This is a genomic window from Arachidicoccus ginsenosidivorans (genome assembly GCF_007971385.1).
Classification (GTDB): domain Bacteria; phylum Bacteroidota; class Bacteroidia; order Chitinophagales; family Chitinophagaceae; genus Arachidicoccus; species Arachidicoccus ginsenosidivorans.
Genome location: NZ_CP042434.1, coordinates 3,215,431 through 3,234,403, shown reverse-complemented (window position 1 = coordinate 3,234,403; position 18,973 = coordinate 3,215,431). Strand labels below are relative to the sequence as shown.

The 18,973-nt window shown below is 40.8% G+C and carries 20 protein-coding genes; 18 read left to right on the top strand and 2 right to left on the bottom strand.

The features are described 5' to 3' along the window. Positions 1–5: 5 nt before the first annotated feature. Both FSB73_RS23305 and FSB73_RS12940 read right to left on the bottom strand, forming a co-directional pair. On the bottom strand, positions 6–176 hold the full coding sequence (locus FSB73_RS23305; RefSeq protein ID WP_158639536.1) for a hypothetical protein: 171 nt from the start codon (positions 174–176) through the stop codon (positions 6–8). A 416-nt stretch (positions 177–592) separates the two neighbouring features. Next, the gene (locus FSB73_RS12940; protein ID WP_146782855.1) at positions 593–892 is read right to left on the bottom strand and encodes a HesB/IscA family protein; all 300 of its coding nucleotides are present in this window, start codon (positions 890–892) and stop codon (positions 593–595) included. Positions 893–1,108: 216 nt separating this feature from the next. Here FSB73_RS12940 and FSB73_RS12935 point away from each other — a divergent pair, with 216 nt between their 5' ends. From FSB73_RS12935 to FSB73_RS12865, 18 genes are all read left to right on the top strand, one after another. After that, entirely contained in the window at positions 1,109–2,035 is a 927-nt protein-coding gene (locus FSB73_RS12935; RefSeq protein WP_146782852.1) for a DMT family transporter, read from the top strand. 189 nt (positions 2,036–2,224) lie between these two features. Then, positions 2,225–3,415, top strand: coding sequence for an A/G-specific adenine glycosylase (gene mutY / locus FSB73_RS12930; protein ID WP_225973983.1), 1,191 nt, complete (start codon positions 2,225–2,227; stop codon positions 3,413–3,415). Positions 3,416–3,535: 120 nt separating this feature from the next. Next, positions 3,536–4,198, top strand: a complete 663-nt coding sequence (locus tag FSB73_RS12925; protein WP_146782849.1) for an NAD(P)-dependent oxidoreductase — start codon at positions 3,536–3,538, stop codon at positions 4,196–4,198. 274 nt (positions 4,199–4,472) lie between these two features. Continuing rightward, a complete protein-coding gene (gene rpoC, locus FSB73_RS12920; protein ID WP_146782846.1) occupies positions 4,473–8,765 on the top strand; it encodes a DNA-directed RNA polymerase subunit beta' in 4,293 nt (1,430 codons plus the stop codon). Between the two features lie 340 nt (positions 8,766–9,105). Beyond that, entirely contained in the window at positions 9,106–9,726 is a 621-nt protein-coding gene (locus FSB73_RS12915; protein ID WP_146782843.1) for an OmpH family outer membrane protein, read from the top strand. A 375-nt stretch (positions 9,727–10,101) separates the two neighbouring features. Further along, positions 10,102–10,434, top strand: coding sequence for a hypothetical protein (locus FSB73_RS23515; protein ID WP_192904059.1), 333 nt, complete (start codon positions 10,102–10,104; stop codon positions 10,432–10,434). An 83-nt stretch (positions 10,435–10,517) separates the two neighbouring features. Beyond that, a complete protein-coding gene (locus FSB73_RS23510) occupies positions 10,518–10,871 on the top strand; it encodes a hypothetical protein (protein WP_192904058.1) in 354 nt (117 codons plus the stop codon). A 12-nt stretch (positions 10,872–10,883) separates the two neighbouring features. Next, entirely contained in the window at positions 10,884–11,324 is a 441-nt protein-coding gene (locus FSB73_RS24965) for an ATP-grasp domain-containing protein (RefSeq protein WP_225973982.1), read from the top strand. After that, a complete protein-coding gene (locus FSB73_RS24960; RefSeq protein WP_225973981.1) occupies positions 11,276–11,848 on the top strand; it encodes an ATP-grasp domain-containing protein in 573 nt (190 codons plus the stop codon). Before FSB73_RS24965 ends, FSB73_RS24960 begins: the two co-directional genes overlap by 49 nt. Positions 11,849–11,896: 48 nt before the next feature. Continuing rightward, positions 11,897–12,994, top strand: a complete 1,098-nt coding sequence (locus FSB73_RS12900; protein ID WP_146782840.1) for a carboxylate-amine ligase — start codon at positions 11,897–11,899, stop codon at positions 12,992–12,994. A 205-nt stretch (positions 12,995–13,199) separates the two neighbouring features. Continuing rightward, a complete protein-coding gene (locus FSB73_RS12895) occupies positions 13,200–13,400 on the top strand; it encodes a hypothetical protein (RefSeq protein ID WP_146782837.1) in 201 nt (66 codons plus the stop codon). A 53-nt stretch (positions 13,401–13,453) separates the two neighbouring features. Further along, on the top strand, positions 13,454–13,624 hold the full coding sequence (locus tag FSB73_RS23300) for a hypothetical protein (protein ID WP_158639535.1): 171 nt from the start codon (positions 13,454–13,456) through the stop codon (positions 13,622–13,624). Positions 13,625–13,650: 26 nt separating this feature from the next. Continuing rightward, complete coding sequence (locus FSB73_RS12890) at positions 13,651–13,926, top strand: hypothetical protein (protein ID WP_146782833.1); 276 nt, start codon at positions 13,651–13,653, stop codon at positions 13,924–13,926. A gap of 119 nt (positions 13,927–14,045) precedes the next feature. Next, on the top strand, positions 14,046–14,552 hold the full coding sequence (locus FSB73_RS12885; protein ID WP_146782830.1) for a toxin-antitoxin system YwqK family antitoxin: 507 nt from the start codon (positions 14,046–14,048) through the stop codon (positions 14,550–14,552). A gap of 408 nt (positions 14,553–14,960) precedes the next feature. Continuing rightward, entirely contained in the window at positions 14,961–15,818 is an 858-nt protein-coding gene (locus tag FSB73_RS12880; RefSeq protein ID WP_146782827.1) for a type 1 glutamine amidotransferase, read from the top strand. A 345-nt stretch (positions 15,819–16,163) separates the two neighbouring features. Further along, positions 16,164–16,643 carry a GNAT family N-acetyltransferase gene (locus tag FSB73_RS12875; protein WP_146782824.1) on the top strand — a complete coding sequence of 160 codons (480 nt, stop codon included), beginning with the start codon at positions 16,164–16,166 and terminating at the stop codon, positions 16,641–16,643. A gap of 230 nt (positions 16,644–16,873) precedes the next feature. Continuing rightward, positions 16,874–17,185: a nucleotidyltransferase family protein gene (locus FSB73_RS12870; protein ID WP_146782821.1), complete on the top strand. Its 312-nt coding sequence runs from the start codon at positions 16,874–16,876 to the stop codon at positions 17,183–17,185. A gap of 420 nt (positions 17,186–17,605) precedes the next feature. Next, complete coding sequence (locus tag FSB73_RS12865) at positions 17,606–18,964, top strand: AAA family ATPase (protein ID WP_146782818.1); 1,359 nt, start codon at positions 17,606–17,608, stop codon at positions 18,962–18,964. Positions 18,965–18,973: the final 9 nt, after the last annotated feature.

The window sequence follows — 18,973 nt, the reverse complement described above, 5'->3', positions numbered from 1 at the left end:
GTTATTTAAATGTCTGAGACAGGATGCTTCCTCAGGGGTTGTTTGGTTGTAAACAAAAAAGTGATAACTCCTGCCAGTATCCAAAGTGCTCCCCCAGCCAGAAAAAATAGTTCTCCACGGTTAGGATCTCCCCAAAAACACCAGCCGATAAAAAGCTGTAAAAGGCCTTCTGCCATAAATAAAACAGCTTTAATTTTTCTTTTCCTTACAGGCGAAGCCGGCTGCTTTGCGCCTGAGTGTATTTTGCTATTTGTTTTATTGAATGCGGACAATAGCAAGATGATCTGCAAAAAAATAAATTGAAAAATAACCATTGATGATTTATTTTGATCTTGGATTGAAGTTAATAGCCCTGGGCTAATTCAGGTCTGGTTCACTGAGCTGTGCCGGATAAAATTACAGGCTCATCCGCGAATATATATACACATAAAATTATAAATACATGCATGCATACATACATACATACACACTGTTCAAATGGGACCTAAGGTTTTTATATCCTTTGTTTTTATTTTTCTAGCCTTTCCATCTACCTATTTCCGTGTGCTCTATGCTACCGGTCTAATCTACCGTTCTTGCCTACGCCATTTGCTTAGCTGACCGCAGCAGGTATAAACTGAAATCCTTGTTCACTGTCTGTTTCCAGATAATCCAGTCTGATACCTTGGAGTTGCATCAGTTGTCCTTTATTGATAATACAATCAATGCCCGCTACGCTAAAAACCTGGTCAGTTGCCTCTGCCTTATCAAATCCCAGATAATAAGTGACAGCCACACCGCATCCGCCGCCTCTGGCACCCAGTCTCAGATAAGGATTACCTTGCTCAGCCGCTGCTGCCCTTAACGCCTCAATTTTTGCCTGAGCCGCCGGGGTTACCTCTATTAAATCCATGATTCTTATACTGCTATTTGTTTGATTCAAAGGTAAGTCACTTATTGTTACTGTGTGCAGGCTGGTGGTTAATATATGCGGAGACAAAATACCTGTATATCACAGCTAATAACATGGATGCTAACCATTATTCGTTGAAGGATTGCTAAATTGTGAATAAAATCAGCAAGTCCATTGCATTATAGTAATTTTGCCTCATTTTTCTAACTTTTTTACATGAAACGTGCACTGATCAAATTACATATAGCTGTCTTCCTCTGGGGTTTTACCGGTGTACTCGGCAGAACCATAAGCCTGAACGAGGGTTGGCTGGTCTGGTGGCGTATGTTGCTCACAGTGGTGACCATGTGGATTTTATTTGGAGCAACTGGTAAAATCAAAAAGATCTCAGCCAGGCAGTTTCTAACCATAGGCGGTATCGGTGTACTTTTGGCACTGCACTGGCTGTGCTTTTATGGTAGTATTAAATATGCCAATGTCTCCATTGCCTTGATCTGCCTATCAGGCTCAGGCTTTGTCTCTGCCATACTGGAACCTTTATTTTTTGGCCGCAAAATCAATATCAAGGAGCTCTTTTTTGGTCTGTTGACCATTGTCGGTATTTTTATGATCTATCAGACCAATCTGCACTTTTCTACCGGCTTTTATATTGGTATCCTGGCCTGTTTCTTAACAGTCACAGTGTCTATTCTAAACAAAAAAATTGTAGACCAATACCAACCAGAATCTTTCACGCTCTACCAGCTGACCGGTGGTTTTATCGGGCTAAGTGTCCTGATGCCTTTTTACAACCACGCCTTCCCGGCCATTACCTGGCTGCCTGCAGGCAGGGAATGGATCTGGCTGATTGTTCTGGCCTGGTTTTGTACCATATTTACCTTTATTTTATATACCCAGGCCTTAAAAAAGCTCAGTGCCTTTACTATGAATCTGACACTGACGCTGGAACCCGTATATGGCATCCTTCTGGCATTTGTGATCTACCATGAGAATAAGGATCTTTCCAATACTTTTTATATCGGTTTTCTCTTTATACTCTTTGCGGTGTTTTTACAGACCCTGTCGCTGGCAAGAAAAAGGCCGGGCACGGCCGCAGCGCCACTGCCAAAATGGTGGCAGTTCAGAATAAAAGGGCAAAAATAAGGGGCAAAATAATCTGACGCATTCAGATCAAAAGGCTATATAAATAGTAGATTTGCCTGGCTGCTGATTATCAGATATGCCTATTTTAGTAGCAGATGCAATTTAATAAAGCATTATTTTAGGTGGCTGGAGACTGCTAGGTGGAGTCAATCACCCTTACTTGAAGATTGAGATTATAATCCGAATATTGTGGCTAAAGAGATAAAAGCAATTAAAGCAAAGAAAAAGAAAGTTGATATAGACTCAGACAGTGGGCTGAACCCTTCAATGCCCACCAGTAATGCCAAAGTCATTGCTTTATTTACCAGTAGGCTGCTACAGTGGCACCGGGAGCTAAACCGCCGTCAAATGCCCTGGAAAGGGGAAAAGGATCCTTATAAAATCTGGCTCAGTGAGATTATACTGCAACAAACACGCGTAGAACAAGGGCTAGCCTATTATGAGAAATTCATTCTTCATTATCCCAGGATCCAGGATCTGGCGGCAGCTGATCCTGATCAGGTTTTTAAAGACTGGGAAGGCCTTGGTTATTATAGTAGGTGCAAAAATCTGCTGCATACAGCAAAAGTGATTAGTCAGGATTATCAAGGAATATTTCCCAGTCAATATGAGCAGATACTGGCGCTAAAAGGAATTGGCCCCTACACGGCAGCAGCCATCTCTGCCTTTGCTTTTAACCAGCCTTATGCGGTTTTGGACGGCAATGTATTTAGGGTACTGGCAAGGTTTTTTGGCATTGATACGCCCATAGACAGCGCTAATGGTAAGCTGCAGTTCCAAGGGCTGGCAGAAAAAACACTGAGTAAAACTGAGCCAGCCGCCTACAACCAGGCGATAATGGATTTTGGGGCTACTGTCTGTAAGCCGGCCCAACCGCTTTGCGGCAGCTGCGTAATGCAGGATAGCTGCGTGGCAAAAAGGACCGCGCGCGTTATGACGCTTCCCAAAAAAGAAAAAACCCTGCAAAAGAAAACCCGCCATATCACCTGGCTGATACTTGAATTACCTGCCCAAAATAAAAATTCAGCCAACACCTTATTTTATGTTCAAAAAAGACCTGCTGGTGATATCTGGGAGAACCTGCATGAATTTTACCCGGTAGAATCCCCCGCCTCACCTGACTGGACAATAGACAGCATCCAGGAGCTCATTGAAAATCAATTAGATATTAAGCTATCATCTAAAGATATTCAGCGCTTGCCCTGTTCGGCCCAACAGCTGACGCATCAGAAGATCCATGGCTATTTTTACCGGGTAAAACTGACTAAAAAACCGCCTTTGCTTGCATCTCACAACTGGCACTCCTTACAGCAAATGGATCAGCTGGCTTTCCCAAAATTGTTAAAAATTTTACAGACCAATCTGTTAGAGAAACAATAATAACAGTTATTCGTTTTAAAAAATAGGCATTACTTGGATACCTTTGTAAGGGAGTAGTGATACTTTTTTAAGCGCTTGCTCCCTACCGGCTATGACTATTCACCTTAAAACACGCCCAATATGCAGGTAGCACTCATTGGCGCCACTGGCTTTGTCGGCAGGCATGTATTGACAGAATTATGCGCTAGAGATCATCAGGTAGCCGCTATCTCCCGGCACGCCAATACACAGATTCACCAGGATCGAGGTAGCCAGCAGTTGCATATTTATCAGGCGGATGCGACGGATGGCAATCAGCTTTTGCCCTTACTCGCTGAAAAGGATGCGGTTATCAGCACATTTAGTGGCGGTTGGACCAATCCAGACCATTACGAAGCTTACATGGAAGGTGCGATTAGTATCCAGCACAGTGTTGAGGTATCTGGGATTAAAAGGTTCATGGTGATCGGTGGTGCAGGCAGTCTGTATGATGAAACCGGCCGGCAGCTGGTTGACAGCCCGGATTTCCCAAAAGCTTTTTTTGCGGGGGCTTCAGCCAACAGGGATTATTTAAATATCCTCAGACAAAATACGTCGCTGGATTGGACCTTTGTCAGTCCGGCCATAGAAATGAATAAGACCACCGCCGGAATCAGGCGGGGCCATTACCGTACCAATCTGGAATCACCGGTTTTTGATGAAAATGGCCGCTCTGTTATTTCCATTGAGGATCTTTCCATGGCCATTGTTGATGAACTGGAAAATCCACGGTTTATCCGACAGCGGTTTACAGCTGCCTATTAGCATTTAACGCCGATTTAACGGGCATGAGGCGCTAAATTTTAATTTTTGTTTTGAGAGATTAATATTACCTTTGCGGGTCTATGTACATTGACTTTTTGCGTTTTTCTCGGGTTTTAGTAGGGTCTACTACAGGGCGGCTTGTGCCAAATAGTCTGTAACACATTGATTAAAAATGTAGTTACAGTTTTTTATTTGTACCAGTTTAAACCGTCTGCAGGCCAAAGGGACCGCGGAAAAAAAGCAAAAATTTTCATTTTCAAATTTGAAATCATATATGGCAATCAAGAAAGACAATCGACCAAGATCCACCTTTTCTAAGATTACGATTGGTCTGGCATCACCGGACACAATTTTAGAACGCAGTTTTGGTGAAGTTTTAAAGCCTGAGACCATCAACTATCGTACTTACAAGCCAGAACGTGATGGTCTGTTCTGCGAAAGAATATTTGGGCCGGTTAAAGATTATGAATGTGCCTGCGGAAAATACAAGCGTATTCGCTATAAAGGTATTGTCTGCGACCGTTGCGGTGTGGAAGTAACTGAGAAAAAGGTTCGTCGTGAACGTATGGGCCATATCAAACTGGTGGTACCTATTGTTCATATCTGGTACTTTAAATCCCTGCCCAATAAGATTGGTTATTTACTGGGTACCAGCTCTAAAAAGCTGGAAACCATTGTATATTATGAAAGATATGCTGTCATCCAGCCGGGTGTCCTGGAAGAAAAGGGCATGAAGGTCGGTGATTTGTTGACAGAAGAAGAATATTTGGATCTGCTGGAAACCCTTCCAAAAGACAATCAGTTCCTGCCTAATGATGATCCTCAGAAATTTGTCGCCAAAATGGGCGCCGAGGCTGTGGCAGATCTGCTGAACTTGTTGGATCTGGATCAGCTGAGCTTTGATCTGCGTAATGCTGCCGCCAATGAGACCAGTCAGCAGCGTAGAGCGGATGCACTTAAAAGACTAAGCGTTGTGGAATCATTCCGTGACGCCTCTACCCGTATTACCAACCGCCCTGAGTGGATGGTAATGCAATATATTCCGGTGATTCCACCGGAGCTTCGTCCATTGGTACCATTAGACGGTGGCAGATTTGCCTCCTCTGATCTCAATGACCTTTATCGCCGGGTTATTATCCGTAATAACCGTCTGAAAAGGCTCATGGAAATTAAGGCGCCTGAGGTGATCCTGCGTAATGAAAAACGTATGTTGCAGGAAGCCGTGGACAGCTTATTTGATAACTCTCGTAAATCCAATGCGGTTAAGGCTGAAGGTGGACGTGCCCTGAAATCTTTAAGTGATGTCTTAAAGGGTAAACAAGGTCGTTTCCGTCAGAACCTGCTGGGTAAACGTGTGGATTACTCCGGTCGTTCTGTTATCGTGGTTGGCCCTGAAATGAAAATGCATGAATGCGGTCTGCCAAAAGATATGGCAGCCGAGCTCTTCAAGCCATTTATCATCAGAAAACTGATTGAAAGAGGTATTGTAAAAACGGTAAAATCCGCTAAGAAATTAGTGGATAAGAAAGAAGCCATTGTATGGGATATCCTGGAAAACATCATGAAAGGACATCCGGTACTGCTGAACCGTGCCCCAACCCTGCACCGTCTGTCTATCCAGGCCTTCCAGCCGAAGATGGTAGAAGGAAAGGCCATCCAGCTACATCCGCTGGTAACCGCTTCTTTCAACGCTGACTTTGATGGTGACCAGATGGCCGTACACGTGCCGCTGAGCAATGCAGCGATCCTGGAAGCACAGTTATTAATGCTGGCCTCTCACAATATCTTAAATCCACAAAATGGTACGCCTATTACCCTGCCTTCTCAGGACATGGTACTGGGTCTCTATTATATTACCAAACAAAAGAAAAGTACACCAGAGGAAATCGTTAAAGGGGAAGGCATGACCTTTTACAGTGCGGAAGAAGTACTGATTGCCCGTAACGAAAAAAGGGTGGATTTACACGCGGTCATCAAACTGCGCGCTGCTGTGCGTGAGAAAAATGGTGATCTGGTAACCAAACTGGTGGAAACATCTGTGGGTCGTGTACTGTTTAATCAGTTTGTACCTAAACCAGTAGGTTATATCAATGCCCTGCTGACTAAAAAGAGCCTGCGGGAGATCGTAGGGGATATTATAAAGATTACCGATGTTCCTGCTACCGCAAAATTCCTGGATGACATCAAACAATTAGGTTTCCGTATGGCATTTGAAGGCGGTCTGTCCTTCTCCATCAATGACCTGATCGTTCCTGATACCAGGGATGAACTGCTGAACAATGCGAAGATTGAAGTAGAAGAGGTATGGGACAACTACAATATGGGGCTGATCACCAATAATGAAAGATACAATCAGGTGATCGATATCTGGAGCCGTGTGGATACACGTCTGACAGAAACCCTGATCCATGAGATGAAGACCGACAAACAGGGCTTCAACTCTGTATACATGATGCTGGATTCCGGAGCGCGTGGTAGTAAGCAGCAGGTTAAACAGCTGGCTGGTATCCGTGGTCTGATGGCCAAACCAAGAAAATCCGGTAGCACTGGCTCTGAGATCATTGAAAATCCGATCCTGTCCAACTTTAAAGGCGGTCTTAACGTACTCGATTACTTTATCTCTACCCACGGTGCCCGTAAAGGTCTGGCGGATACGGCACTTAAAACAGCGGATGCGGGTTATCTGACCCGTCGTCTGGTAGACGTTTCTCAGGATGTTGTCATCACAGAAGAGGATTGTGGTACGCTGCGTGGTATTGCGACTTCTGCACTGAAAGACAATGAAGAGATCATCTCACCGCTCTCTGACAGAATAGAAGGGAGAACATCACTGCATGACATCTATAATCCGCTGACCGGTGAGCTGATCATTAAAGCAGGGGAAGAAATCACGCACAGCAAAGCCGTTGAAATCGAAGAAGTGGGCGTGGATACCGTTGAGATCCGCTCCGTACTGACTTGTGAGGCTAAACGCGGTGTTTGTGTAAAATGTTATGGTAAGAACCTGGCTACTGGGTACATGGCCCAGAAAGGGGATGCAGTAGGTATTATCGCTGCCCAGTCCATTGGGGAACCTGGTACACAGCTGACGCTGCGTACATTCCACGTGGGTGGTATCGCAGGTTCTTCTTCTGTAGAATCTTCTCTGCTCGCCAAATTTGACGGAACGGTCCAGTTTGACGGTCTAAGGACGGTTCAGACAGAGAATAATGACGGAGATAAGGTAGAAATTGTTATCGGTCGTACGGGTGAAATCCGTATCTCTGATGTTGAAAATGACCGCCTGCTCAATACCCATAATATTCCTTACGGTTCTACACTGAGCGTGAAAAACGGTCAGAAAATCAAAAAAGGAGAAGTGATCTGTACATGGGATCCGTTCAACAATGTAATTATTGCTGAACAGGCCGGTACAATCGGATTTGAACATATCATTGATGGTATTACTTACCGTGAGGAAGCAGATGACCAGACTGGCCACCGCGAAAAAGTAATTATCGAATCCAAGGATAAAACCAAACTGCCTTCCATTATCATTGATGGTAAGGATCAGAAAGAATATAACCTGCCAACCGGTAGCCGTCTGGCTGCTGAAGAAGGCGACACCGTCAGAGCTGGACAGGTAATCGTTAAGATTCCTCGTACCATGCGTAAAGGTGGGGATATCACAGGGGGTCTGCCTCGTGTTACAGAGCTGTTTGAAGCCCGTAATCCAAGCAACCCGGCTGTTGTAACCGCTATTGATGGTGTTGTTACCTTTGGTAATATCAAACGTGGTAACAGGGAAATCGTGGTAGAAGCCAAGGATGGTATCGTGAAAAAATACCTGGTGCCGTTAACGCGTCAGATTCTGGTGCAGGACGGTGACTTTGTAAAAGCCGGTACGCCAATGTCTGATGGACAGACTGCGCCGATCGATATCCTGTCTATCAAAGGACCTTATGCCGTTCAGGAATACGTTGTCAACGAAATTCAGGAAGTATACCGTCTGCAGGGTGTAAAAATCAACGATAAACACATTGAGGTAATCGTTCGTCAGATGATGAAAAAGGTTGAAATCGTGGATGCTGGTGATACTAGATTCCTGGATAATGACCTGGTGGATCGCTTTGAATTCAATGACGAAAATGATAAGATCTTCGACAAGAAAGTAGTAACCGAAGCTGGTGATTCTCAGACCTTCAGGGCCGGTCAGATCGTTGGTGTACGTGAACTCAGAGAGGAAAACTCCCTGCTTCGCAGAGAGGACAAAAAATTGGTTGAAGTTAGAGATGCACAGCCAGCTACCGCTCATCCGGTACTGCTGGGTATTACCAAAGCTTCCTTAGGTGTGCCTAGCTGGATCTCAGCGGCTTCCTTCCAGGAAACAACCAAGGTATTAAGCTCTGCAGCTATACAAGGTAAATCTGATGAAATGATCGGTCTGAAAGAAAATGTAATCACTGGTCACCTGATTTCTGCAGGTACTGGTTTACATGAATTTGAAAACCTGATCGTAGGCAGCAAGGAAGAATATGAATTGCTGGCTACCGCCAGAGAGGCCATGAGTTTTGACGAAGAAGAATAAGGTTTATAAATCGAGACCTCATAAGAGCTCATAATTGAAAGAAGGCAGGAAAACGCAAAAGTGCGTTTCCTGCCTTCTTTCTTTTTTACTTTCTTTCTTCTCGCGACCAGCGGCTACCTTCCCTCCACTTTAACTATCAGTGTTGCCCTAGGTATGCGAAGCGGCCTGTTTGAACGGGATTTAAAAAATTAGGCAAAGTTTCCCAGAATTAAAGGGGCTGCTTAACAGTTTTTAGTACAATAATTGGTATTTTCACAGCTGAAATAGGAGCTCCTGCTGATAAGGAGCTAAAAACAAAGAAAATCGCAAAAGAAAATAGAAATTAGAAATCAAAAAGAGCATGAAGAAATTTTTTATTGTATCTAACATAGTGCTGATTGTAGCTGTCATTATTTTGTTTTTCCTGCAATTTGGCGGTAAGAACAAAACGGCTGGTCACCATGTGACTGCCTCCAGAGATTCTGCTGGTACCGTGCTAGCCGCACAACATATTGCTTATTTTGAGATGGACTCCATCGATGATAGTTATAAGTATATGAAAGAAGCCAAAGAGGCACTTATCAAGAAAAACAAACAGGTGGAAGATCAAATTGGTGACCTGCGCAAGGAAGTGGCGGCCAAAATACAGGAAGCCAACCAAAAAGGTCCTTCCATGAGCCAGGCGGAACAATTGTCGTACAGCAAAGAAATTGATGAGTTGACCAAGAAAAACCAAGATAAGGCGCAACGTCTGGGGCAATCGCTGAGCATGGAAAGAGATGTCCAATTGCAAAAAGTCAGAAGTAAAATCCAGGCATACCTGAAGCAATTTGCACAGGAAAAAGGCTATAGTTTTATTGTGGGAACCAATGAGAATGATAATTTCTATTACAAGGATTCTACCCTGGATATTACTAATGAGTTACTCTCTGCCTTAAATGCGCAGTATGATAAGGAAAATAATAGCAAAAAAGGAAATTAACCTGACCTTACTGGCCTCTTTGAAAAAGCGAAGCCAGTGGTCCTAAATAGCAAATAAAGCGAGCGCTTAAGTATTAGCGTAAAGTATTAACAGCCCGGCCTCCGTTATACACTGGAGGCCGGGCTGCTTTTGTTACCTGGACTTACTAATTGTGCAATTGGAGTTTTTTTAAGAAAGGCTTGCGTCGCGCTTTGGAGAAGGCTTACCTCCCACCCGACCTTTGCTTCGCGTTTCTTTATTTTGATTTGATTGGATTGGATTTGCTTATAAAAAAAGATTGTTTGATGGTTGGTTTTGAAGAATTCGTATCTTTAGTTGGAAGGATCAGATGGGGGAGAATCAAAACCCGCAAACACCCGTCTGAATAATTAGAGCGTGAAAGAAGCTTATCACAAATGGTATTCGCCAAATTTGCAAGAAGATGCTGAAATGCTGGTTTTTGGCTATGCAGGACGGCCTGTGGTATTATTTGCTACTTCTATGGGCCGGTATTTTGAAGCCAAAGACCGGGGTTTGATTGACAGTGTGCAGTGGTTTATTGAAAATGGGGATATTACGGTCTATTGTCCAGCTAATATAGATCACCGCAGCTGGTATAATAAAGAGATTCATCCTGACCAGCGGGCCCAGGCACAGCAAAGCTATGATCAGTTTATTTTGGAGGAAGTCTATCGCCGGGCCACGGCGGAAACGGGTCGAAAAAAATAATCACGGCCGGTTGTAGCTTTGGAGGGTACCATGCCGCCAATTTTGGTTTTCGCCATCCGGAAATTACGGAGGCCATTATTTCTATGAGTGGGATTTTTGATATCAGCAGTCATACAAACGGTTTTGAAAACGACACGATTTATTATAATAACCCAATGGCCTTTTTGGCAGAAGATAACAGAGCGGAATTATGGGAACAAAAGATCATTTTAGGGACTACCTGGGCGGATATATGCCTGGAACAAAATCAGCGACTTGCCGGGATTCTGGAACGCAAAAATATGCAGCATTGGCTGGATATCAGAGGCGATGAGCCTCATGACTGGCCCATCTGGAAACAGATGTTCCCCATTATATATCTACGCTTTAAATTTGATTTTAACAACAAAGACGCAACTGGTATTCTGACACCTGTTACCCAACACGCAAACCCTTAAACAAACAAACATATGAACGATGCAAAAAAAATCGGGATTCTATTTGGTCAGGAAAACAGCTTTCCTCAGGCCTTTATTGACCGGGTGAATCAATTGGGTCAAGGAGCCTATAAGGCAGAAGCAGTGCTCATAGATAAGGTTTTCCAGGGGATGCCAACGACTTATCACGTAATTGTAGACAGGATCTCCCATGATGTGCCTTTTTACAGGGCTTACGTGAAAAATGCAGCCCTGCAGGGAACAGCCGTCATCAATAATCCGTTTTGGTGGAGTGCTGATGAAAAATTCTTCAATAATTGCCTGGCAGAAAAGATAGATATCGCACTGCCCAAAACAGCCATCCTCCCTCTTTTGACCTCCCGGAGGATACCACGGGTGAATCCTTCCGCAACCTGGCCTACCCTTTGGACTGGGATAGCATTTTCAGCTATGTCGGTTTCCCGGCCTATATGAAGCCTTTTGCCGGCGGGGGCTGGAAATCCGTTTACCGGGTGGAAAACGCAGATGATTTTTATAATATTCATCAAAAGACCAGCCGGCTGGTTATGCTCTTGCAGGAGGAGATCGTTTTTGACCAGTATTACCGCTGTTATGCTGTTGGCGGTAAATATGTTCGCATTATGGGCTATGACCCCAGAAATCAGCCCCATTTGCGTTACCAGGCTGATTTTAATCCCAGTCAGGATTTACTGACTCGTATGGAAAATGATGTACTGAAAATCAATCAATATCTAGGGTATGATTTTAATACGGTTGAATTTGCGGTGAAAGACGGGATTCCATATGCGATTGATTTTTGCAATCCCGCTCCGGATGCGGACAAAAATTCGGTCGGAGTGGAAAATTTTGAATGGGTCGTGGAGCATATGGCCAGGTTCGCTATCGAAAAAGCCAGTAATTTTAAAGAAGGTATAGATAATCTCACCTGGGGTAAGTACCTTCGTCAGGTCATCAAAAGAGAACCCTTGATTTCATAAATAAGTTATACCTTAATCACTTAACAGCCGTTTTTCAATTTTCCCAACATGAACTTAGCGCAATTTACCATCGGGATTGAGGAGGAGTATATGATTATAGATCCTCAGACTTTTGAACTCAAAAGTCATCAGAACAGGATTGTTGAAAAAACAGAACTGGCTCTGGAGGGCAAGGTGAAAGCAGAAATGCACCAGGCGGTGGTAGAAGTGGGGACTTCTATCTGTACAAATGTCGAGCAGGCCAGCCAGGATATTCGTCAGCTCCGAACCACCATCGCTGAAATAGCTGCCTCGGAAAACTTACTGGCCGGTGCCTCCGGCACCCACCCTTTTTCATTATGGCACAAACAATCCATTACTGAGAATCCCCGCTACCATGAAATCGTCAATGAAATGCAGGATGCTGCAAGGTCAAATTTAATTTTTGGCATGCATGTACACATCGGCGTTGAATCCAGGGAAATGGCGATCCATATTGCCAATTCCGTGCGTTATTTTATACCGCATATCTATGCGCTATCCACCAACTCTCCTTTTTGGGAGGGAAGAAATACCGGTTTTAAATCTTACCGATCTAAAGTTTTTGATAAGTTCCCCAGAACGGGCATTCCTGACTTTTTTGAATCTATCGAAGAATATGACAATTATATAAAAATACTGGTCAAAACCAATTGTATAGATAATGCAAAAAAAATATGGTGGGATTTAAGGGTGCACCCCGTCTATAATACCATTGAATTTAGGGTCTGTGATGTGGCGCTTACTACAGATGAATGTATTTCACTGGCAGCGCTCTTCCAGGCGATCTGCGCGAAGCTCTATAAGCTGCGCATCCAAAATATGAATTATATGATCTACAAGCGCTTTTTGATTAATGAAAATAAATGGCGCGCTTCCAGATATGGCCTGGATGGATTATTAATCGATTTTGGGAAAGAAATCGAGGTGCCGGTCAGGCTTTTGATTGGTGAACTACTGGAATTTGTAGATGATGTAGTTGATGACCTGGGCAGCCGTAAAGCCATTGCTGATGTGGAGAAAATCCTGCGCGAAGGCACAGGTGCTGACAAGCAACTTAGTATCTTCCAAAAAACCGGGCGTTTAGAAGATGTGGTTAAATTTGTAACCGATGAGTTTTTAAAATAACCAGCAACCCATTATGAGTACTTTCTGCCAAAGAAAATGGCAGCTATGGAAGATAAAATAGCGAGTGTAAAATATCGATGTAGCTTATCTAATACAAATTGAATTAAGATTCCAAAACCAGGATAACACCTATATCGGAGGAACCGTCTATCGCAATGACACACTGTAGTTCTTTGGCACTCCGAAAGGCGCATTATGGGTTAATATGGCCAGAAACATCTGGGTATATGATTACTTCCTGAAGGATCACCTGGGTAATACCCGGGTGATCACAGATGATTATAACTTATCCAGTCCAACACTGGAAGCCTATAGTTACTATCCATTCGGCTTGCAGCAAAAAAGAATTGGGGTACAGCAAACTACAGAGCCTCAGCATAACAAGTATACTTATAACGGAAAATAATTACAGATAGATTTTGGGCTTGATCAATAATCCATTATAATATTGATGAGCAAGTGATGCAGCATTTCGGTGACAAGAAATCTTTATATTTAGGAGGCGAGGTCAGAGGTATGGCTGGAATATTTTCTTCTTCCGTTTTTTACCTTGGAGATTATGATATTTTAAACCTCGCATATCGCTATAATGCAGGATATGCAGAAGGTGAACACAAAGCAGAAAAATAATTATAAGTTTTGCAAAAACAAATGAAGTGATTACTGAAATTATTAAAGTTATGGCTCACAGAATGGCTGGAGCATATGCAAAAGTGTTGATTCAAGCTATTGCAAATGCAATAAAGCATCCTGATGAATGCCGAGAGCTAAAGATTACTGAATTTTATTTGGCTTCCTTTCAACAAAATGACCCGTCTAATAAGGCTGTTATTGGTACTTCTTTAAAGCAATATGAAAATGCAAGAGATAACGTCAATTGCGATGGTTACACGGCAATGATTTTTCAAATGAAAATGCACAGAAAAGGGTAAGGAATCATGGCTCAGGAAAAGGACATTCTATTTTTTATTTTTGGAATCAGATTAATACACATCCAGAAGGAACATATGTTTTTCAGAATGAGAAATTTATAAAAACTAAATAACGGAACATGTTCAAGAAATTAAATCCATTCAAATTAATATTACTTTGGTTAATTATTCTTTTTATAATAGGCGCTTTAGTTATACCTATACTATTCGCCACAACGGTTGGAGGAGAACAAAAGCCACTCACTTTCTTTGTTACTTTGCTGTTGGCTGCAAAATATGGCGTTCTAATCATCACTATAATTACTCCTTTTTTTTATTTTAATTGGATTAAAAAATACTGGTACATAAGTTTAATAGCATTTATAATAAGTGGATATTATGTCTTTAAACATCAACAAGGAAAATCCAAAATTAAGTATGGCTTCGATCAGGAAATTGAGTATGTTGGCAAAGATGAGATAAAGCATATAAAAGAATACTATAGTTTTAATCCAAAAAAAATTCGAAGTGAAAAACATTGGATTAACGGAAGAAAAGATAGTATATGGACTGTTTATACTAAAGAGGGCAGCATCCAAAGTCAAGTAGAATACAAAAATGGTTCTTTGATTAAAACAATAAAATAAAGAACTTCTTTAAAGCGGAGAACTTTTATCTGATTGTATTACAGAAGAAGAAATTGAACGGAAGTTAACAGCAATCAACCCTGCGAAAGAATTTAAAATTTTGCCTCTATGTGGGGAGTGTGCTGTTTTGTCACCTCTATAAACATGAATGATGAGGTCTCAATTAGCTTAAAATAAATAATTTTACTTTTAAAGATGTGGAGAAAATCCTGCGCGAAGGCACAGGTGCTAATAAACAACTCCTTTATCTTCCCAAAAAAGCAGCCTTTAGAAGATGTCGTTAAATTTGCAATGAAATATATTCAACAACAATACATTACTACCTGATAAATAATGTATTATAAAACTGTCACCGTTAAAAAAGCCATATCCAAATTCTTAAAAATATAATTTTCGTACCTTTGCAGGATGTTAATCAAGGAAACGCAGACAACTAAAATCAATATTGCGGTGCTGGATTTAAATAATGGTGTCCCCAATCAGGGGTTGCGCTGTATATTAAACATCCTGCAGCAATATCAAAATGAGCATGAGCTTCCCTTTGACATTACCGTATTTGATGTACGGCAAAAAGATGAAGTTCCGGACAGCTCTTTTGATATCTACATCTCCAGTGGAGGCCCAGGGTCTCCTTTTGATGAAGAAGGCTGGGAATGGGAAAATAAATACTTTGACCTGATCAATCAGCTTTATTATTACAATACCCAGGCTACTGAAGACCAGAAAAAACATGTGTTCTTTATTTGTCATTCGTTTCAACTGGCCTGTCGCTTCTTTAAAATCGGCAAGGTTTGCCAAAGAAAATCCACCTCATTTGGTGTATTCCCAGTACATAAGATCTGGGGCGGTCTGCATGAACCGATCTTTGAACAGTTACCTGAACCATTTTACGCCGTAGATAGCCGGGATTACCAGGTTATACAACCCGATTTTGACCAACTAAATGGCATTGGTGCTACTGTATTGGCTCTAGAAAAAGAAAGGCCTCATGTCCCTTTGGAAAGGGCAATCATGGCTGTTCGATTTTCTGCAGAAATGATCGGTACCCAGTTCCATCCGGAGGCAGATGCAATCAGTATGCGGGATCATTTGCTGAAAGACATCAATAAAGCCCGCGTGATTGCAGAACATGGAGAAGCTAAGTACTGGGATATGTTGGATAAACTTGATGATCCAGATAAAATTCTGCTAACGCAAAAAGTAATCTTACCCGCATTTTTAGATAAAGCACTTGAAAAGAAACTGGTAGCGACCAGTTTGGCCTAACAAAAATTGAATCGTTTTTTACACGCGGATTGATGGATAATATACCCACATAATTTTTATAAATTTTGGGTTCAAATTAATTATGGCGCTGCTTCCACAACCATTCCGAAGGAATAACATCATTATAATGTTAACACATTTAACGTTTATAATCCGCCAAAAGTCGAAAAAAAAAAGGACTTTTGGCGGATTATAAACGTTAAATGGCACTATAGTACTGTCTGTAGTCTGCTTATATATTATTAGGCGCATTCATATAACGCATCAATTTACTATCTGGGGAAACAAAGATTAAATGTTATATTTGTTTTTTGCGATATTGCACCTATTCATAAAGGCCATCATATGCCCTCCTACGAGCTACAACTTCACCCGTCCAAGCTAGCAGACCTGGATCAGTTTTTCAAATTTCAGTTAGATCAGGTGGCTGGAAATATGGCTGCTTTTACAGCCAAGGATCCTACAGATAAAGAGGCCTATATGCAAAAGTATACTCCCCTGTTATCCGATCCCACTATCAACATGAAAACCATTTTTATCATGGACAAAATTGTGGGCAGTATTTCTAAATTTGAGATACAAGGAGACGCAGAAATCACTTATTGGATCAACCGTAAATACTGGGGAAAAGGTATAGCAACTAAAGCACTTGAACTATTTCTAATCCAGGAAAGAATGCGGCCCATATTTGGGCGGACTGCTTTTGATAACATCGGTTCGCAAAAAGTACTGCTCAACAATGGGTTTTTCAAAACAGGTAGTGACACTGGATTTGCCAATGCGCGCCAGGCAGAAATTGAGGAATTTGTATATCGATTAGATTGAAATTAATTAAAAACGAACACGCTAAAGCCACTTTTTAACAAAATTTATTAATTATAAGTCCTTAACCAAATTACTCATATCCTAATCAAAATAAATTATCCCTTAGATTCTAAAACTTCCACTTTGACAAAGCTGTCATATATATTATATATGTGTGTGTGATTGGGGACAATAGAATTCCCTGTAACATTCTAGGTGAAGATAATTCAAATATTTCATATCTTTATATAGTGAAACATAATATTCAAAATAAGGATCAATTACTTCTTTTATTGAAGCTAAACGGATTAAAAATTAAGGCTTTCGGTGTTGAAAAAATAAGCCTTTTCGGCTCCTTTGCCCATGGTACGCCCACTGCAAAAAGTGATGTTGATTTGCTCGTTTTTTTCAAACCTGAGCAAAAAAATTTCGACAACTTTATGGATCTTTCCTTTTTTCTTGAAGAGTTACTAGGTCGAAAAGTAGAACTTGTTACTCCGCAGTCTTTAGATAAATATATTGGACCTCAAATTTTAAATCAAGCGGAGAATGTCGTCATCTAATTTAAAATTGTTACAACATATATCCGATGAAATATCCTTTATTCTAGATGCAACCTGAAACTTAAAGATAATTGACATCTTTGAGGAAACTAGCCAGATCCACAATTCCAAAATAGGAATTTCTGGTTGGGAACGGATAGAGAGTAAGTTCGTCAACATAAACAAATCCTGTCCAAACACACCTACTGCCCAAAAAAGGTAAGTTGAGTAACCCCTTCAAATTTAAATTCTACTCATGGATTAATCTCCAGGGGGCAGAATTGTTGTCATAGGCGGAGCAGACATAATCTGGTGCTCCCTCCTTTTATCACCATTAGTAAAAACATAAAAAACGTCAATAAATTCCTGTAAGATAAATACTCAAATAAATAATCAATTGTGAAAAAATCACTACATTTGCATTAAAACATTCAATAAATTATGCTGATTAGGTACTCAGTAGAGAATTTCCTGTCTTTTAATGAACGACAAATATTCTCTTTAATCCCAGGTAGAGGCACGCTTAAAGCGCAACATAAATCATCACCCGTTAATGGATTAACGGTTCTTAAGTCAGCAGTAATTTATGGGGCAAATGCATCGGGTAAGTCAAACCTAATAAAGGCAATTGAATTTGGTAAAAATCTGATATTGAAGGGAACTAAGGCCGAACAACCAATCAGTTTTGAATCATTCAAATTGGATAAAAATGCAGCCAATGCTGATTCAAGGTTTGAATACGAAATCCAACATAAAAATAAAAATTATGCCTATGGTTTTGTTTTCAATTCCACCGAAATTAAAGAGGAATGGCTCTTTGAGATAACAAAAACATCCGAAACAAAAATATTTGAACGCGAAACAGTAAAAGGATTTGATTTAAGTTATTTTAAAAAATTAAATAAGAAAGAAGAAAATCAATTTATTGAATTTACCGCCAAGAGCACTCCACGTAATCAATTATTTCTAACACAGATAAGGAATAGCAATATTACAGAACATGTCAGCAATATTGAAGACCTCTTAAATATTATTGATTGGTTTCAAAATGCATTAACCGTAATTTACCCTAGTTCCAAAAATAAAGAAAATTCATTTAAACTGTTTGAAAATACGGATTTGCAGAATTTATTTACTGAAATGCTTGATTATTTTGATACAGGTATTAACGGAATCGATCTTAAGGAAATATCATTCGACAAAATTGATGTACCAGAAGACTTAAAAGAAGATATCAAAGCAGAATTATTAAGTAAGAAATCAGAAAAAACAAGTGCCTTTCTATCAAATCCACAAGATGATAAATATTATATCATTTTGAAAAAACAACCTGACAAATTAGCGGCAAAAATCCTGAAAACAAAGCATGAGATTACTGGTGGCGGCCATGAATTATTTGATTTAAGAGATGAATCAGATGGAACAAGACGAATTATGGACTTAATCCCCTTAATGATTGATCTATTCAAAGGGAACAATGTATTTATTGTCGATGAACTTGAAAGAAGCTTGCATCCAAATTTAGTGTATGATTTAATGGATTTCTTTTTAGATAAATGCGAAGGCATAAACAGTCAATTTATTGTCGCCAGTCACGAATCAATATTATTTACGCAAAAATTATTAAGAAAGGATGAGATTTGGTTTATCGTTAAAGATAAAAAAGGTGGCAGCCATTTGCATTCTTTGGAAGACTATAATATTCGATTCGATAAAGAATTAAGGAGAGACTACTTACTGGGTAGATATAAAGGAGTGCCTAAATTAGGAAATCGAAATAATTTAACAATATTGCCATAAAAAAGATTT

Bases quoted from the DNA above. Each gene is read 5' to 3' on its own strand.
- FSB73_RS12880 (WP_146782827.1), top strand. From the start codon at position 14,961: ATGTTAATCAAGGAAACGCAGACAACTAAAATCAATATTGCGGTGCTG.
- FSB73_RS12900 (WP_146782840.1), top strand. From the start codon at position 11,897: ATGAACTTAGCGCAATTTACCATCGGGATTGAGGAGGAGTATATGATT.
- FSB73_RS12865 (WP_146782818.1), top strand. From the start codon at position 17,606: ATGCTGATTAGGTACTCAGTAGAGAATTTCCTGTCTTTTAATGAACGA.
- FSB73_RS24965 (WP_225973982.1), top strand. From the start codon at position 10,884: ATGAACGATGCAAAAAAAATCGGGATTCTATTTGGTCAGGAAAACAGC.
- FSB73_RS23510 (WP_192904058.1), top strand. From the start codon at position 10,518: ATGAGTGGGATTTTTGATATCAGCAGTCATACAAACGGTTTTGAAAAC.
- FSB73_RS12935 (WP_146782852.1), top strand. From the start codon at position 1,109: ATGAAACGTGCACTGATCAAATTACATATAGCTGTCTTCCTCTGGGGT.
- FSB73_RS23305 (WP_158639536.1), bottom strand. From the start codon at position 176: ATGGCAGAAGGCCTTTTACAGCTTTTTATCGGCTGGTGTTTTTGGGGA.
- rpoC (WP_146782846.1), top strand. From the start codon at position 4,473: ATGGCAATCAAGAAAGACAATCGACCAAGATCCACCTTTTCTAAGATT.
- FSB73_RS12925 (WP_146782849.1), top strand. From the start codon at position 3,536: ATGCAGGTAGCACTCATTGGCGCCACTGGCTTTGTCGGCAGGCATGTA.
- FSB73_RS12885 (WP_146782830.1), top strand. From the start codon at position 14,046: ATGTTCAAGAAATTAAATCCATTCAAATTAATATTACTTTGGTTAATT.
- FSB73_RS12875 (WP_146782824.1), top strand. From the start codon at position 16,164: ATGCCCTCCTACGAGCTACAACTTCACCCGTCCAAGCTAGCAGACCTG.
- FSB73_RS12940 (WP_146782855.1), bottom strand. From the start codon at position 892: ATGGATTTAATAGAGGTAACCCCGGCGGCTCAGGCAAAAATTGAGGCG.
- FSB73_RS12915 (WP_146782843.1), top strand. From the start codon at position 9,106: ATGAAGAAATTTTTTATTGTATCTAACATAGTGCTGATTGTAGCTGTC.
- FSB73_RS12895 (WP_146782837.1), top strand. From the start codon at position 13,200: ATGGCCAGAAACATCTGGGTATATGATTACTTCCTGAAGGATCACCTG.